12 protein-coding genes are annotated in these 17,000 nt (G+C 48.7%); 9 read left to right on the forward strand and 3 right to left on the reverse strand.

All coding sequences use genetic code 11. The features are described 5' to 3' along the window. Positions 1-25: 25 nt before the first annotated feature. Positions 26-1,618, forward strand: coding sequence for an extracellular solute-binding protein (locus ACYUJT_RS02985; RefSeq protein WP_460318722.1), 1,593 nt, complete (start codon positions 26-28; stop codon positions 1,616-1,618). A gap of 7 nt (positions 1,619-1,625) precedes the next feature. Here the strand turns inward: ACYUJT_RS02985 and ACYUJT_RS02990 are convergent, their stop codons facing one another. The 3 genes from ACYUJT_RS02990 to ACYUJT_RS03000 all read right to left on the reverse strand — a co-directional run bounded on the left by ACYUJT_RS02990 (position 1,626) and on the right by ACYUJT_RS03000 (position 4,850). Beyond that, positions 1,626-2,255, reverse strand: a complete 630-nt coding sequence (locus ACYUJT_RS02990; protein ID WP_460318723.1) for a DUF2306 domain-containing protein — start codon at positions 2,253-2,255, stop codon at positions 1,626-1,628. A 156-nt stretch (positions 2,256-2,411) separates the two neighbouring features. Continuing rightward, complete coding sequence (locus ACYUJT_RS02995; RefSeq protein ID WP_460318725.1) at positions 2,412-3,392, reverse strand: glycoside hydrolase family 43 protein; 981 nt, start codon at positions 3,390-3,392, stop codon at positions 2,412-2,414. A 786-nt stretch (positions 3,393-4,178) separates the two neighbouring features. Further along, positions 4,179-4,850, reverse strand: coding sequence for a DUF559 domain-containing protein (locus tag ACYUJT_RS03000; protein ID WP_460318727.1), 672 nt, complete (start codon positions 4,848-4,850; stop codon positions 4,179-4,181). 230 nt (positions 4,851-5,080) lie between these two features. Between ACYUJT_RS03000 and ACYUJT_RS03005 the strand changes: the two genes are divergently transcribed. The 8 genes from ACYUJT_RS03005 to ACYUJT_RS03040 all read left to right on the forward strand — a co-directional run bounded on the left by ACYUJT_RS03005 (position 5,081) and on the right by ACYUJT_RS03040 (position 16,848). Beyond that, positions 5,081-8,182 carry an ATP-binding protein gene (locus tag ACYUJT_RS03005; RefSeq protein WP_460318729.1) on the forward strand — a complete coding sequence of 1,034 codons (3,102 nt, stop codon included), beginning with the start codon at positions 5,081-5,083 and terminating at the stop codon, positions 8,180-8,182. A 3-nt stretch (positions 8,183-8,185) separates the two neighbouring features. Next, positions 8,186-9,301, forward strand: coding sequence for a response regulator (locus tag ACYUJT_RS03010; RefSeq protein ID WP_460318731.1), 1,116 nt, complete (start codon positions 8,186-8,188; stop codon positions 9,299-9,301). Positions 9,302-9,497: 196 nt separating this feature from the next. After that, a complete protein-coding gene (locus tag ACYUJT_RS03015; RefSeq protein WP_460318733.1) occupies positions 9,498-13,463 on the forward strand; it encodes a fibronectin type III domain-containing protein in 3,966 nt (1,321 codons plus the stop codon). Between the two features lie 217 nt (positions 13,464-13,680). After that, positions 13,681-14,103: a VOC family protein gene (locus ACYUJT_RS03020; protein WP_460318735.1), complete on the forward strand. Its 423-nt coding sequence runs from the start codon at positions 13,681-13,683 to the stop codon at positions 14,101-14,103. Continuing rightward, positions 14,078-14,485 (forward strand): GNAT family N-acetyltransferase, encoded by a 408-nt coding sequence (locus ACYUJT_RS03025; RefSeq protein ID WP_460319745.1) that lies wholly within the window; start codon positions 14,078-14,080, stop codon positions 14,483-14,485. Before ACYUJT_RS03020 ends, ACYUJT_RS03025 begins: the two co-directional genes overlap by 26 nt. A gap of 15 nt (positions 14,486-14,500) precedes the next feature. Beyond that, entirely contained in the window at positions 14,501-15,244 is a 744-nt protein-coding gene (locus ACYUJT_RS03030; RefSeq protein WP_460318737.1) for an SDR family oxidoreductase, read from the forward strand. Positions 15,245-15,363: 119 nt separating this feature from the next. Further along, a complete protein-coding gene (locus ACYUJT_RS03035; protein ID WP_460318738.1) occupies positions 15,364-16,269 on the forward strand; it encodes an aminoglycoside phosphotransferase family protein in 906 nt (301 codons plus the stop codon). 105 nt (positions 16,270-16,374) lie between these two features. Further along, complete coding sequence (locus ACYUJT_RS03040; protein WP_460318740.1) at positions 16,375-16,848, forward strand: low molecular weight protein-tyrosine-phosphatase; 474 nt, start codon at positions 16,375-16,377, stop codon at positions 16,846-16,848. Positions 16,849-17,000 lie beyond the last annotated feature (152 nt).

Genomic DNA, 17,000 nt, shown 5'->3' on the forward strand with positions numbered 1-17,000 from the left:
CACAATGGGAGGTCAGGCTCAGAAGATGAATATGAAAATAAGCCGTTTAAGATGGACACTCATGGGTTTAGTTTCTATGACACTGCTTGCTGCGGGCTGCAGCGGCGGACATATCAGAGAGAGCAAGGAAACCGGGTCTCAGATGGGCAAGGTTGCAGCGGCGAACCCCTTCTCTTATCCGCTGCGTGGAAACATTGAGCTGACGTTCATGACGGAAGCATCTGGCGGAATTCCCGAAAGAGAACCGATCGATAATGAATATGAGGAGCGCACGGGCATTTCAATCAAGCATTTGGGCGGAACGCCGATGACGGATCCGAAGTTCAGCTTGATGCTCGCTGCCGGCGAACTGCCGGATATTTTCCTCAACACATGGCTGCAGTATCCTGGAGGGCCAGAAAAGGCGATAGAGCAAGGGTACATTTTGAAGCTTAACGATTACATCGATAAGTACGCGCCGAATTTTAAGCGAACGCTGGAAGAGCATCCGGAAATCGATAAGATGATTAAAACAGATAACGGAACGTATTATGCGTTTCCATTTATCCGTTCCGAAGCGGGCCGAGTCTATGGCGGACCGATTATCCGCAAGGATTGGCTGGATGAGCTTGGGCTAGGCATCCCGGAAACGATCGACGAGTGGCATACCGTATTGAGAGCGTTTAAAGAAGAGAAGAACGCAGCATCGCCGATTACCTTCCGTACGCTGTTCCTGGGGGAGAGGACTGGCGGATTTGCCGGTGCATTCGGCGTCATGGGCAACTATTACGTCAACGATGGCAAGGTCGTGTACGGTTATTTGGAGCCGGAATATAAAGAGTATCTGATAACGATGAACCAATGGTACAAGGAAGGATTGATCGACAAGGATTTTGCCTCAGTCGATGCAGCGACCGTTGATAAAAAAATGACCTCCTCCGTCAGCGGAGCTACGTTCGGCTGGCAGTTCTACATCGAGAAATACAATTCCACCGTGCGGGAAACTGATTCGAACGCCAATTTCGTGGCAGCGCCATACCCGACGCTTATCAAAGGAACGAAGCCGGAATTCGGACAGCTCGACAATGCTTACGCGGGAACGAGCTCGGCGGCTATTTCCGCCAATACCAACAATATTGAGGCCGCCATGCGTTGGCTGGATTACGCTTATTCCGAGGAAGGCAGCATGCTGAATACATTCGGCATTGAAGGGGCCACATACGAGTTAAAGGATGGCGTTCCTCGATATACCAGCCTTGTCGTGAATAACCCTGAAGGGCTGGGCAGCGACCAGGTGATGATGAAATATTCCCATAGCACGAACTTTCCGATGATCCAGCGCGATAATAATCTGCCTGTGAAATATTCGCAAACGGCGGAAGCGCTGGACATTTGGAGGAATACGAATCACGCGAGCCATCTCCTGCTATCGGTGACTCCAACGGCCGAAGAAGCGGATGAAATGGCCAGCATCATGAACGACATTAACGTGCTCGTCAAGGAAGCAGAGCTGAAAATTATTCTCGGCGCAGAGCCTGTCGAAGCCCACGATAAGTACGTCGAGCAGATGAAGAGGCTGGGCATCGAGCGCGCTCTGGAAATTCAACAGGCGGCATACGAGCGGTATTTGAAGCGTTAATCCCGAATTAGATGAATAATCCCTTTTTGCGTGCCAGCACCAGCGATGGCAAAATAAGCAGCATTGTGATCGAGCCATACACCCCAATGATGTAGCTGGTCTCATAAGCGATTCCAAGCACATTACGGCACAGAAAGGTAATCAGATGAATGAACAGATTCGTAAAACAGAAAGCATAGCTGCGGAACATCCAGTTACGATGGCGAATCACGTCTCGTTTCTTGATGAAGTACAGTGCGATAACCGTCATACCGGGCCAGATGATATTCAGCAGATTGAAAGGAATGCTGGTCAGTTTCCCGCCCGTAGCGTACGGAGCCATATAGCCGGACGTCAGGGAGACGATGAGCACGGAGACGAAGTAGATGTAGCCATTGATTCTGTGAAATTTGCGGGAGTGATTGAACATGCGGCTTGAAAAATTGACGATACCCGATCCCATGGCCAAGCAGGCAAATATGACATGAACGTACATGACATTGAGCCAAACGGGAATTTGGAGGGGCCGCTTAAGATTCGTTTTATGGCCTAAAAAGCCCGTGGCTTGCGGGTCGTGAACAAAATTGAAATAGACGACGTAAATGATAAAGGCCAGTGAAATGATCGAGAGAAGATAGAGCGCTTTCTTGTTCAGCAATTTAAAGTAACCTCACATATTGTTATGCAGCCCCGCCGCGAAGGTAGCGACTCGGGACGGCTACATGATACCCCACAAAGCAATATTTAACAATAATAAAATGCGGGACCGTGCTCGCCAATGATAGCTTGGCCGCACGACCCCGTCGTGGTTGTCTTACTTATTATAATCGATCGTCTGGATTGTCCCGTCTTCGTTATACTTCAGTTCCGTGAATTTTACGCTGCGCTTGTTGTCCGCACCCCCGGATAGGGAGCTGTCATGATAGAACAAATACCATTTGTCCTTGAATTGTACGATGGAATGGTGGGTTGTCCAGCCGAGAACGGGTGTCAGAATCGTTCCTTTGTAGACGTAAGGCCCCATTGGATTTTTGCTCATTGCATAGACGATTTTGTGCGTCGAACCGGTTGAATAGGACAGATAGTAGTACCCGTTGTGTTTATGAACCCACGGTCCTTCGAAAAATCTGCGATCCTCATCGCCGGCTAGCAGTGGATTGCCATCCTCGTCCACGATGGATATTTCTACAGGCGTGTCTTTGAAGGTAAGCATATCGTCGCTCAGCTCAGCTACTCTTGGTCCAAGCGCAGGTGCGTCAACAGCTGGCCCCTCCGCGTCCGGCTCGAATGTGCCGGTTTGCCATTTCTCCAGTTGTCCGCCCCACAGGCCGCCGAAATAAATGTATGCTTTATCGTCCTCATCGACCAGAACGGCAGGATCGATGCTGAAGCTTCCCGGCATGTAGTCCGGCTGCGGTGTGAACGGCCCGGCTGGGGAAGAACTGGTTGCTACGCCAAGTCTGAAGATGCCGTCATGATCCCGGGCAGGGAAGAACAAGTAATATGTATTGTTCTTGTAAGCGGCATCGGGAGCCCACAGCTGCTGCTTGGCCCATGGAATATCGCGAAGATGCAAAACCTCGCCATGGTCAACGCAAGGGGAGTTCTCATCTTCCATGGATAAAACGTGGTAATCCTCCATGTCGTATTGGTCGCCGTTGTCATTGGATTCCATTTCATGATCGAGGTCATGCGAAGGGTAGATGTACAGCTTGCCCTCAAATACGTGGGCTGAAGGGTCTGCGGTATAAATATGAGTAACTATAGGCTCGTTTTGCTTTACTGGTTTGCTCATTGGGATTCCTCCTTGGTAGCGTCCTTGAAAAATGGGCTAACTATTTTTATTTTAGCAAAATTTCGGCGGAGATAGACCCATAGAATGTTTTGTTTTTCACCAAAAAACTATATTTATTTCCGAAGAATGAAGGGGAGCGTGCTTGCTGAAGTGAAATTCATCTACATGCAAGCTAAATCTATATCAAAATACCTGCATGCTGATTTGTCTGGATCCTGCTCGGCTTAACTCCTATTAGGCTCAACTCGTGGTAGGCCTCATCTCCTGTTCGGTTCAGCTCGTGGTAGGCTTAACTCCTGCCCGACTCAGCTACTGATCGCCTAAGATCTTGGTAGGCTTAGAGTCTAGTTGATTCAGATTTTAGTTGGCTCAGTTCCTGGTCGCCATAGACCCTAGTTGGCCCAGACGATTAAAGTAGCTCGATATTAGCCCTGTTGGTTCTGGAAGCTGCTTTGACTTTGGAATGCTGCAAAAGTGCATCATTTTTCCGGAATTAGTCTCATTGGAGGAAGATTACTGCAAAAGTACAGGAATTCGGTTAGTATACGGCTAATTTTGCATTTTCTCTGTAGGAATGATGTATTATTGCAGGAATTAACGGTGTGAACCGATAAATTTGAGTAAAATGATGTACTATTGCAGGAATCTACGATATGAACCGTTAAATTTGAGTAAAATGATGTACTATTGCAGGATTTAACCTGTGTCCGACCAAGGGTTACACGTTACACCTTACACGTTGCATGTTACGAGAAAATCCCAGCCGGAACGCCAACCCTTCTAATTTTAGAGTATGCGAATAGCGCTGGGCTGCATTTCGTATCTTACGATATACTTGCCATTCGGCCCGGTTGTGGCGGTGAAATACCCCTTGGCACAGAGCGATTGCAGCGTTCTTACAGCCGTCCGATGATTGACGTTTAAATGAACTTCGACATCGATAGGACGCAGAGGACGAGCAAGACTACAGGCAAGGCGTATTATTTCGCGTTCCGCTACACCGACCAGGTTGGCAGGCGAAATATCCAATTGATAGCGGCTAAGCACCATGCGCAGCAGCGTAATGCAAAGTTCAGGGCGGTGGGCCACGTCGTCATATGCAAAAGAGATAACCTGGAACCCCATGGCGGATAAGAAGGTTTCACGGTTGAGCTCGTTGCAGTATTTTTGCCTGTCCATATCTCTTACATGGGGGCCGAATCCCTTGATTTCAATGATCAGCTTTGCAGCCGGATTTAACCACGCAAAATCACAAAAATAGGAGCGTCCGCGCCAATCCAGTACTTCATATTCGGGCTGAAGTCCGTCAAAGTTACCAAGAAGCGGCCACCATACATTACGGCAAAACAGCGCTTCCGCCTCTCGATGTCCCCTCTCCAAACGCCCCTTTCGTTCTCCTGTTCTTTGCTGCAAATGGTATTGTATAAAAGACTCATGCATCAATTCAAAGCTTGCCATCCCTATCCCTCCTTAATAAAAAAACGCCCCGCCTCCATTCGCTAGGAATAGATCGGGACGTCCTTCGTCTCATTAATTATAGTATACTGCCAATTTTTCCGTTACACCAGTTGCAGCAGAATAAGAGTCTGAGTAACACATTCGCTCATAAAATAAGTGTGCAAATTTGCCAAAATCTATTAAAATGAGAGTCGTTCCGACAAATTTCAACAAAGCAAAGGAGCGTTACGGTGCCCAGAAGGACTTTGGCTATAGCGTTGATCAGCTTGATCCTTATTTTCCTCATTCCATTGTCGACTATGAGCGACAAGGATACGCAAAGAGAGGATTTGCCGGTTCGTCAGGGGGTTATGCAGCTTTCGGCATGGGACTACACAAGTGATGGAAGAATTAAGCTCGACGGTGAATGGGAGTTTTATTGGGATCAATTGTTGACGCCTGCGGACTTTAGACAAGAAGGGACGAGCAGGCCTTCGCCTAGTTCTTATATGAAGGTGCCTTCTCAGTGGAACGGGACGATCATCAACGGAAGACCTCTGCCAGCGCATGGCTCTGCCACTTACCGTATGGTGTTGGAGGATTTGCCCTTCAGCGGCGTCTTTGCTTTGAAAAAAACGAATATACGCTTCTCCAGCGCGGTATATGTCAACGGAGTCAAGCTGTTCGAGGACGGGCAGCCGTCTGAGCAGCCAGGCAATTATCGGCCGGGAAATATTCCGCAGTTTGGCATTTTCTCAGCGGAGAAGGGCGATATCGAAATCATTGTGCAGGTTGCCAACTACGACTATATCAACGGCGGGATTCCGCTATCGTTATATTTTGGCGAGCAGTCCGTCATGACTGGATACCAGGAGAAAAGCATGATGCGCGAATCCAGCACTTTGGCTATTCTCGGCATGCTTGCGCTGATTTATCTCATTTGTTTTGCTGCGGCTGCTATTTATCATAAGAAGGATTATGCTCTGCTGCTTTCCGCAATGATTTGTCTGCTGTTTGCGTTGTATCACGGCTTGGTGGGAGAACGTTCGCTATTAATATTTTTTCCCGGCATTCCGTTCGAGGCGTTATATAAACTGAAAGATATGAGTTCGCTGGCCTGCTTCATTGTTCTCGCTTTCTTCTTCTATCAATTTCAAAAGAGTATAATTTCATTGAAATTTACGCAAGGTGTGGCGTTCGTGCTTGGCCTTTCACTCATTTTTGGGCCGTTTTTGCCGATTCATATTTACACGTCCATTCAGTCTTACATTATCGTATTATACGAGCTGCTGTTAATATGGCTGCTTATTCGGGCGGCCGTGCTGTATATTAACTGTTCTGGCTTGAAGCCGCTGCTTGTATTCATGTCGATTCTCACGATTAATTTATACTCCGTAGATACTATACTGTTAGCTCTATCTATTAAGGAAAATCTTTGGCTCGGGCAATTTTATATCATTTTCTTTAATATCATCATGATCTTTCTGATTGTACTGCGTTTTTTCGAGGCTTACCATACGATCGAGGAAATGAAGAATCGCCTTCTTCAACTGGACAAGGTTAAGGACGACTTCTTATCGAATACCTCCCATGAGCTGAAGACGCCTTTAAATGCCATCGTGAGCATTACGGACAGTCTTTTAAGAGGAGTAGAAGGAAGGCTTACCGAGAAGCAAGCGCAAAATTTGGCGATTGTCATGGGGAGCGGCAGGAGGTTGACGCATCTCGTCAATGAACTGCTTGATTATTCGAAAATGAAGCATGGGGATATTGCACTTTATAAGAACAGGATGGATTTGCAATCCGCTGTTGATTCAGTCATCCGGATTCACTTGTTTCTGCTTGGCGGGAAACCGGTCAGGCTGGAGAATGCCATTTCCGCCGATTTTCCCGACGTAGATGCGGACGTTAATCGACTAGCGCAAATCCTGCATAATCTGATCGGAAACGCGGTCAAGTTCACCGATCACGGCATGGTGAGGATAAGCGCCAAGGTGATCGCTGGAATGGCCCAGGTTCGGGTAGCGGATACAGGCGTCGGAATTGACGCCTATATGCAGGAACGGATTTTTCAGGATTATGAGCAGGCGGATGAGGCTCGCTATAGCCGCTATGGCGGAACGGGCCTCGGTCTAAGCATTACGAAAAGGCTGGTCGAGCTTCACGGCGGGCATATTGTTGTGGAATCCGTTCCCGGGCAGGGTTCGTCATTTATTTTTACGATTCCGCTCGCCTCTTCTGCTGAGAATAAAATGGCCTGGCCACCGAGCGAAAAGGAGCAACTCGGGCATGACATTCAGCTGACTGCCACGGAATACCCTCTTTATTTTCATGGGGAAATCGACGAGCCGATTCTAGTCGTGGACGATGACTTCCCCAACCTGCAATCGATGATCAATTTGTTTAAGCTAGAGAAGCATTCGGTCGTCGTGGTCAACCGCGGTCAGCTCGCCCTGGATGAAATTGCCAGGCACCCAGGCTTCTTTCTCGTCATTCTCGATATCACGATGCCTGATATGACCGGATACGAGGTGCTGAACCGCATTCGGGAGAGGTTCTCTCCCCTTGAGCTTCCAGTGCTGATGCTTACGGCCAAAAATAGCGTGGCGGATATGAAGCTGTCGATGGAGAATGGAGCCAATGATTTTGTCGGCAAGCCGTTTGAAGCTGAGGAGTTAATGGCTCGCGTTAAAAGCCTGACTGGATTGAAATCATCTGTGAAACAAGCCAGGGACGCGGAGATCGCTTTTTTGCGTTCCCAGATCAATCCTCATTTCCTCTACAATGCCTTGAATTCCATTGCCGAGCTGTGTATGGAGGATCCTGAGCAGGCCGAGGAATTAACGCTGCATCTCTCGCAGTATTTGCGAGGCAGCTTTGATTTCAAGCAGTTGGATTCCCTAACGACACTGGAGCGAGAGCTGGAACTGGTACAGGCATATATTCATATTGAAAAGGCGCGCTTTGGCGCAAGGCTGCAGGTGGAATATGATTTGAATGCCGACCCTTACACCCGTATTCCGCCGCTGATTTTGCAGCCGCTGGCAGAAAACGCGATACGGCATGGACTGATGTCCAATTTAAAGGGCGGCAAAGTCAAAATTTCCGTTAAGAAGGCAGCTGGGGGTTACATTCGCTATGTTGTAGAGGACAATGGATGCGGCATGAGCGAGCCTAAGCTGAAGGAAGTACTTAAGCATGATCCGGATAAGCAAGGTGTAGGGCTGTGGAATATTGGCCAGCGTATCAAGCTTCTATATGGCACGACGATCAGGATAGACAGTACAGAGGGTGCCGGAACGAGGGTTTCCTTCGATATTCCAGGCGAGCCCATTCAGCGGATTGGAGGTTAGGGTATGCTGAGAGCGATTATCGTGGACGATGAGGAACTATCGATCAAACGTCTAAGACGGATACTGACCGAAAGCGGAGAGGTCGGCTCCTGCCATACGTTCCTTAACCCGCTGGAAGCATTTGAGTTTGTAAAAGCGAATCCGGTCGACATTGCTTTTCTCGACATTTCAATGCCGGAGATCAACGGAATGAAGCTGTCCGGTAGGTTACTTGAACTGGGCGACTCGCTTGAAATCGTATTTGTAACCGGATATGACGAGTATGCAGTACAAGCTTTTGACATGAGCGCACTGGATTATTTGTTGAAGCCAGTCACGGCGGAGCGTGTGTCCAAGACGCTGAATAAGTATAGAAGAAGCCAGAACTTGCCTGCTTCATCTCCTGCCCCTGCTCAGGCAGCTGCTCTAACGGTTCGCCTGTTCAACGGTTTCAAGGTATTCCGGGAAGGGGATACAGAACCCCTGAAGCTTAGGAGCCCGAAGACGGAGGAACTATTCGTCTATCTTATCTGCAAGCGGACGGTAAGCAGGGAAGAAATCATCGATACTTTGTGGCACGGACTGGAGCCTGAAAAGGCATGGAAAAACTTAAATTCGACCCTTTACTATATCCGCAAGGCGATAGGACAGAGCAAGACGGGAGGCTGTATCATTGCGGACCGGAACGAAATCCGCATCGATGAGCGTGCGCTCGACTGTGATTTATATGCATTTGAACGCTTACTGAGGCAAAGACAGCTGTCAGATAAGAACACGGATTGGATGAGAGAAGCTGAGATTTTGTATACGGGACCGCTCTTAAAGGGAAAAGCCTATGAGTGGGCGGGCGAAAGGGTACGCCGGCTGGAGCATGGCTTCATTCAACATTTGGAGTTCGCTGCAAGATCCTGCTTGGAGCGGACTCAGCCTCGCCAAGCGCTATATTACTTTGGCGAAATATTGAAGATGGATGCGCTCAGAGAGGATATAGGCCATGAAGTCATCCGGCTCCTTATCGAGCTTGGCCGGCCGAATGAAGCTTTGGGGCAGTATCATTTGCTAGCGGAAGAACTGCAGCGGGAACTGGGCGTGGAGCCTGGGCCGCATATTCAAGAACTTGTTAAGGGATTGCGGCCGTAAGCTTCAATTTATATTATCGAACAATGCGGACAAGATTTGCCGGGTGGCTATTATACAGTTATCCAAAGAGCTTCTGGAATTCGAGAGAGAATCCAGAGGCTCTTTTGTTTATTTTTTGTTTATCGTGTCTTTGTATAATAAGCTCGTAAATTGTCGAAATCAGGAAAGTTATTTCCTGTTAGAGGGGAAGGAAGGCATGATGAAGATGAAGCGATCATTCATAAAAATAGCTGCAAGCATTACTCTGGCAGTAAGCCTGGTTGTTCCTGGGGCAAACCTGTATCAGCCCTCGGTCGCACAGGCCGCATCCGTGGTCGGGTGGATCGACAACAGTCAGGCAGCGCTGCCGAGTATCAACGAGGACGATACGAACAGTACGGGAGTTGCTGTCTCCGAGCTGCTGGCTGGAAAGGTATCGAATCCTTCGAATACAGGCATTGCGATCGTAGGGATGGATAACGCCAACGGAGCTTGGCAGTATTACCATACGGGCGCGCGGCTTTGGTACAATATTGAGCCTGTATCTATGACTAGCTCGTTCTTGCTTAATAATACTGCGAGAATACGTTTTGTCCCGGCACGGGATTGGAATGGCACTGCGACCATTACTTATAAGTTATGGGATACACTGATGTATGGATTTAATTATCAAAAGAATGTCGATACATTGCTATTCCCTCCGGCATTTAGTACGGAGACGGGATCCGCGCAAATTACGGTGGATCCGGTGAATGATGCCCCTTACCTGGTAGAGCCGCAAGGCGGGGACTATCTGAAATTCGACGGGAACGGCGATTATGTGACCATCCCAGACTTCAGATTATATGGCGGTTCTTTCACTGTGGAAGGAAATCTGAAGGTCGATGCATTTACGACGTGGATGAGATTTTTTGATTCCTCGGTCGGTATGGACAATTACAACGTGTTCGTCGGCTTTAACGGCAAAAAAATGAACTTCGTTGCGAAGGCCGGTCCAATTGGAACGGGCGGAGAAGTTCAGGTGCTGGAGGATTTTCCACAGGACAAGTGGGTGCATGTGGCTATAGTCTATGATCAGAACCAGAACAAGGGATTGATTTATTGGGACGGTGTCCTCAAGGCTGCAGGAACGATGAAATTAACTCCGGCTTGGGACGTAGCAAGACCTAATAACTGGCTTGGCAAAAGCACGTGGATGCAGGACGGCGACTTTACCGGAGGGATGAAGGACGTCCGGTTCTGGAGCAAGGCGAAGAGCCAGGAAGAGATCGTTCGAGATAAGGATTTGGACTTGACGGGCGGGGAGCCGGATCTGTTCGCAAACTACAAGCTGAACAATCGCAATGACCAGACGATCGCGTACAGCACGCCGTCTTCTCTCGGTAACAGAAACGGGACGATCACAGGGGCAAACTGGGCGCAGTATGCAGGTTTCTTCGGCATGACGGTGACGGACAAGAACATCCCTGCGGAGAGAGAGTTCAAGGTTATTGACCCGGAAGGAGATGCGGTCATGGCATCCGCTGTTTCCTCGAATACCGCTTTGGTTCCGAATAGCGGTCTGATGATCAGCGGCAGCGGCGATACGAGAGTGTTGTCCATTACTCCGGCAGTGAATGTTTATGGCACAACTACGATCACAGTTACTACTAGCGATGGTCTTCTGAGCAATGCTTACTCGTTTATTCTTCAGGTACGAGATACCGGAGAGACCGTCGTGACAGGCGTGACTTTGAATCAAACCGAATTGAATTTGACGGTGGGTGATGCGCCGGAAACGCTGGTTGCGACGGTGGAGCCTGCGGATGCGACGAATCCAAGCGTCATTTGGAGCACCAGTGACGAGACCGTGGCGCAGGTTGTAAATGGTATTGTGACCCCGGTAGGACCCGGAATTGCAATTATTTCCGCAACCACCTTCGATGGAAACTATACCGCTACCGCTGCGGTTAACGTGGCTGCGGCAGTTACCGTGCCTGGCGCGCCTGAGAATGTGAGGGCAGCCGCAGGTGATGGCCAAGCGACGGTCAGCTTTGATCCCCCTGTTAGCGACGGGGGAAGCCCGATTACGGGGTACAGGGTTATCGCATATCCGGGCGGACATGAAGCGACCGGTTCGGTTAGCCCGATTAGTATCACGGGACTGGATAATGGCACAGCCTATACTTTTTCGGTCGTTGCCATGAACAGTGCTGGAGATTCCGCGTTATCGGCACCTTCGGCAAGCGTGACTCCGACGGAGCAGCACACGGTACCTGATGCACCACCAGCTCCGATCCTGTCCCCGGCAACGGCTGGCAACGCCCAGGTTGCGCTCGAGTGGAGCCCGGTGCTCGGTGCTGCTGGCTTCAAGGTATATCAGAGCGAAGCTTCTGGCCATCCTGGGACTGAAATAGCTACGGTTACGGGGTCGACGTACAATTATGTTGCAGCAGGATTAACAAACGGAAAGACTTATTATTTCACAGTCAAAGCGACGAATACGGGGGGAGACAGCCCGGCGTCCAATCAGGTCAGCGCTATTCCGGCAACGGTCCCTTCCGCGCCAAGCAATGTGAGAGCGGTAGCCGGCAACGGTCAGGCCACGGTCAGCTTTAACCCTCCGGCTAGCACCGGAGGCAGCCCGATTACGGGATATGAGGTTATCGCACAGCCCGGCAATATAGTTACAACTGGAGCGTCAAGTCCGATTACGGTGGCCGGCCTTTTAAACGGTACGAGTTATACGTTTACCGTAAGGGCAATTAACGCTGCCGGAAGCAGCGCTTCTTCGGTGGAATCTAATGCGGTAATTCCAGATTCTCCCGCTAGCGGCGGAGAGACGCCTTCAGAGCCAAGCCAGCCTGGTGGTTCCAGTGGATCGAGCGGAGGAACGGGACAAGCACCGACCCAGCCTGTACAGCCGAGTACGCCGCAAACGCCAAGCGCAGGTGTGGATATCCTGGTCAATGGCAAGGTGGAAAATGCCGGTATTGCCTCATCAAGCCAGCGAAATAATCAGACCGTAATTACGGTGATTGTGGATCAGAACAAGCTGGAGAGCAAGCTCGCAGCTGAAGGGCAGCATGCGGTTGTCACGATTCCTGTTCATGGGAATTACGATGTGGTCGTAGGGGAACTGAATGGCCAAATGGTGAAAAATATGGAGTCCAAGCAGGCGGTGCTCGAGATCAAGACTGATCATGCGACATATACCCTGCCCGCTGAACAAATCAATATCGATGCTGTTTCCGAGCAAATCGGAGGGAAAATAGCTTTGCAAGATATTAAGTTACAGGTTGAAATCGCCACGCCGGATGCCAGCATGCTGAAAGTTGTCGAGAATGCAGCAGCCGAAGGAACTTTTACTATGCTGGTACCTCCGGTCGAATTTACAGTTCGCGGCGTTTATGGCGATAGAGTCGTTGAAGTGAGCAAGTTCAATGCTTATGTGGAACGAACCATGGCCATTCCGGACGGTGTGGATGCAAGTAAAATCACGACCGGCGTCATCGTCGACCCGGATGGTTCCGTCCGGCACGTACCGACAAGGGTCGTGCAGATTGACGGCAAGTACTATGCGCGGATCAACAGCTTGACCAATAGCACATATTCGGTAGTATGGCATCCGGTTGAATTTAAGGATGCTGCTGAGCACTGGGCGAAGGATACCGTTAATGATATGGGGTCGCGCATGGTTGTCGAGGGCATGGGCAATGACATGTTCAATCCGAATAAAAATATTACGCGTGCGGAGTTTGCGGCGATTGTCGTTCGCGGGTTAGGACTCAAACCGGAAAATGGTCCAATAGCATTTTCGGATGTGACGGCAGCGGACTGGTATAATAATGCGGTGGCCACGGCCTCAGCCTACGGTTTAATCAGCGGCTTTGAAGACGGAACCTTCCGTCCAAAGGAGTCGATCACTCGGGAGCAATCCATGGTCATTATCGCCAAGGCGATGAAGATTACGAATTTGAAAGCCAAGCTTCAGCAGCAGCCAGCCACAGCCGATACGGTGCTCAGCCCTTACGGGGATGCTCAAAATACATCAGCCTGGGCACAGGCAAGCCTTGTGAACTGCTTGCAGGCTGGCATCGTCTCCGGCAGAAGCAGTACAGAGCTTGCAGCGAAATCGTATATTACGCGAGCCGAGGTTGCAGCCATCGTGCAGCGACTGCTGCAAAAGTCCGATTTAATTTAACTGTAAACCAACGCCATGCCGTCAATGAGGCCATGGCGTTGGTTTTTATGCTGCTTACTGTCTGGATCAAACGGTGACGCTCCGTATATGCAGTTGTTAGTATGTTTCGGGAACGTGAAATGGTGTTGCCAAAATGGAAGGAAAAGGCTTTAATGAAAAGTGAAGCCCCGAGCTTGTGCAAGGGGGTATTTGAAGCTTAGGAAGGTGAATTTTACATATGAAGCCGCGAATAACTGTGCTTACGTTAGGCGTAGACGATTTGGAAAGAGCGCTGCATTTTTATCGGGATGGCCTCGGTTTTCCTACTGAAGGCATTGTGGGGCAAGAGTTCGAACATGGCGCGGTTGCCTTTTTCGATCTGTATGGAGGCTTGAAGCTCGCCATCTGGAAACGCAAGGATATTTCTTACGAGGCCAAGGTGCCGCTGACGGCACCCAGTTCAACGGAAATGACGATTGGCCACAATGTGGGCAGTAAAGCGGAAGTCGATCAGCTCATCGAGCAGGCCAAGAAGGCAGGCGCGACGATTACGGATCCGCCGCATGATACGTTCTGGGGCGGATACTCGGCTCATTTCCTTGATCCGGACGGCCATTTGTGGGAGGTAGTCTGGAATCCGGCGTGGGAATTGGAACAATAATTTTTTATTTAGAAAATCCCAAATTGCTGCAGAATTTATCAACAACTATAATCCGGAGAAAGAACATTGCTGGATTGCTGAGATGGGCGGGGATAACGTCGGCTCCATTGTACTCGCTCAGGAAAATGAAAATACAGCTAGAATACGCTTGCTCATCGTCGACTCGAAGGCACGTGGAATGGGAGTAGGTTCACGCCTTGTTGAGGAAGCGATCCGGTTCGCTAAACGTAAGGGATATCATAAAATCGTCCTCTGGACGAATCATGTGCTTAAAGAAGCTCGGCATATTTACCGTAATAAAGGATTTCAATTAATTTTCGAGGAAGAGCACAATAACTTTGGTCCAACATTGATTGGGGAAACTTGGGAGTTACAGCTTTAGCGGGAGGAGATTCAATTGCTGTTAAATGAAAAAATAATCGTAACTGGCGCGGCTTCGGGGATCGGAAAAGAAATTGTACAGCATTGTCTGCGTGAAGGGGCTTCAGTTATAGCCTGTGACATCAATGAGCAGTCGCTTCATAAACTGAAGTCATTTATGGATGCACCACGGAATCTCATAACCTATCAACTGGATGTCAGCAATTACAGCCAGGTTCTTGCTTTTTTTGCGTTTGTTGCAGAGGAGCATAGCGATGTGAACGGCCTAGTCAATAATGCGGGAATTTATTTGGCCAAAAGTATTCTAGACTACCAAGAGGATGAGCTCAGCAAGGTTATGGACGTAAATATTAAAGGGGCGGTTTATTTCTCTCAGATGTTCGGAAAGCTGCTGATTGGAGATGAATCTAACAAGCGGAAGGGAACGATTGTGAATATTTCTTCCGTATCGGGGATCGAAGGAAGCTCAGATGCTGTCTATGGGCTGTCTAAAGCAGCTCTGCTTGGGCTAACGAAAAGCTGCGCAATGAATTTTTCGCCCTATATACGCGTAAATGCGGTTGCACCGACGATGGTAGGCACGTCCATGATGGACGTCATCCCAGAGTGGAGAAAACAGGAGTATCTCAGCCACCAGCTGATCGATTCTCCCGTACTTCCTGAGGATGTAGCTGAAACCGTCATATTTTTATTATCGGAAAAGTCCAAGCACTATACAGGGGCTACCTTTGATTTAAATAATGGCTGCTATTTGAGATGACGGGAAATTTCTATTAAATGCAATCTAGTTGGCTCATCCATTTGCGAACAAAATTAACTAATCATCTGCAGGGGAGCTCGTCCGATTTTGGGCGGGAACTGTAGCAGCTTAGTGAAAAGGTGACTGTTATGTACAGAGAAATACCGGATGCAAGGACATGGACGAATATAAATCAGATACATGCAGGATGGTCGAGCGATAGTAAATATTATATTCAGACGAACGACGATCGGGAATTGCTGCTTAGATTGGCGGACATATCGCAGCGCGATCGGAAGAAATTGGAATTTGAATCTGTAAAAAAGCTTGTATGTACGGATATTTTGATGTCCCGTCCCGTGGATTTTGGGATTTGCAATGAGGGTAAGTTAGTCTATACCCTGTTCACTTGGGTTGAAGGCAAGGATGCAAGAGAGGCTATACCTAAGCTCCCTCCCTCTGAACAATATCGGCTTGGCATGAAGTCAGGCGAGATATTAAGAGCTATGCATAAAAATCCGGCGCCGAATCAATCTTCGTCCTGGGCCGAGCGCTATAATCTTAAAATCGATAAATATATCGCCAATTACAGCGCATGTGGGATTCACCTTAAGGGAGCGGAGCAAGTTCTAAACTACATTGAAACCCATCGATATTTATTGGAGAGAAGGCCGATGACTTTTCAGCATGGCGATTATCATCTCGGAAATATGGTCGTATCGAGCTCTGGGAAACTGGGCATCATCGATTTCAACCGCTTAGATTATGGAGATCCTTGGGAGGAGTTCAATCGTATTACCTGGTGCGCCAATGAGAGCGCGGAATTCGCCTCGGGCCGGATTCATGGGTATTTTCAAGATGAGGTTCCTGAATCGTTTTTTAAATTAATGGCGTTATATATAGCGTGCAATCAGATAGCGTCTGTTCCCTGGTCCGTTCCTTATGGTGAAGCAGAAGTGAACTATATGCTGGAACGGGCGGAGCAAGTGCTGGAATGGTATAATGGCTTCGAATCCTGGGTTCCAAGCTGGTATTTGCCAAGCTAGGACATTGAAAAAGTGCCCGTTCAATAGTAAAGTTAACAGAAGCGCATTTTGCTGGTGTTTAAAAAATAGAGATAGCATGGTACGAGTGAGGAGGAAATATACTCAATGGTTAAAGTGTTATTTGTATGTCTGGGTAATATTTGCAGATCTCCGATGGCAGAGGCTGTATTTCGCAGCCAGGTGAATGAGGCCGGGTTAGCGGATCAGATCGTAGTTGACTCTGCGGGAACTGGAGATTGGCATATTGGCAAGCCGCCGCATGAAGGGACTCGCAAAATTTTAAAGCAATACGGCATCGATGACGCGGGAATGTTCGCCAGACAGGTCATCAAAAATGATTTCCATGACTTCCAATACATCATTGCCATGGATGATATGAACGTCAAGGATTTGGCGCAGTGGTTCCCGGAAGACCGTAAGGTTGAAGTGAAGAAGATGCTTGATTTCGTGCCGAAGCATGCCGGAGGAAATGTTCCGGATCCTTATTATACAGGGAATTTTCAAGAAGTATATGAAATGGTGAACGAGGGCTGCCAGCGTCTGCTGCAAGTCATTCGGGAAGAGCAGGGATTGAAATAATATCCGCTCAAACATATGTAAAACAGCATGTCCTTCTGCTAATAAGGATATGCTTTTTTTTTGCTGCTGGGAATGTGTATGAAATATAAATCAAAATCACTCGTGCAGCATGATGCAAGCGGAACAAAACTGGAATTCATTGGTCTACGTTC

It is taken from the genome of Paenibacillus sp. YSY-4.3 (assembly GCF_054767475.1).

Excerpts from the sequence above, each read along its gene's own strand:
- ACYUJT_RS03015 (WP_460318733.1), top strand. The coding sequence starts at position 9,498 with ATGATGAAGATGAAGCGATCATTCATAAAAATAGCTGCAAGCATTACT.
- ACYUJT_RS02985 (WP_460318722.1), top strand. The coding sequence starts at position 26 with ATGAATATGAAAATAAGCCGTTTAAGATGGACACTCATGGGTTTAGTT.
- ACYUJT_RS03020 (WP_460318735.1), top strand. The coding sequence starts at position 13,681 with ATGAAGCCGCGAATAACTGTGCTTACGTTAGGCGTAGACGATTTGGAA.
- ACYUJT_RS03040 (WP_460318740.1), top strand. The coding sequence starts at position 16,375 with ATGGTTAAAGTGTTATTTGTATGTCTGGGTAATATTTGCAGATCTCCG.
- ACYUJT_RS03010 (WP_460318731.1), top strand. The coding sequence starts at position 8,186 with ATGCTGAGAGCGATTATCGTGGACGATGAGGAACTATCGATCAAACGT.
- ACYUJT_RS02995 (WP_460318725.1), bottom strand. The coding sequence starts at position 3,392 with ATGAGCAAACCAGTAAAGCAAAACGAGCCTATAGTTACTCATATTTAT.
- ACYUJT_RS03000 (WP_460318727.1), bottom strand. The coding sequence starts at position 4,850 with ATGGCAAGCTTTGAATTGATGCATGAGTCTTTTATACAATACCATTTG.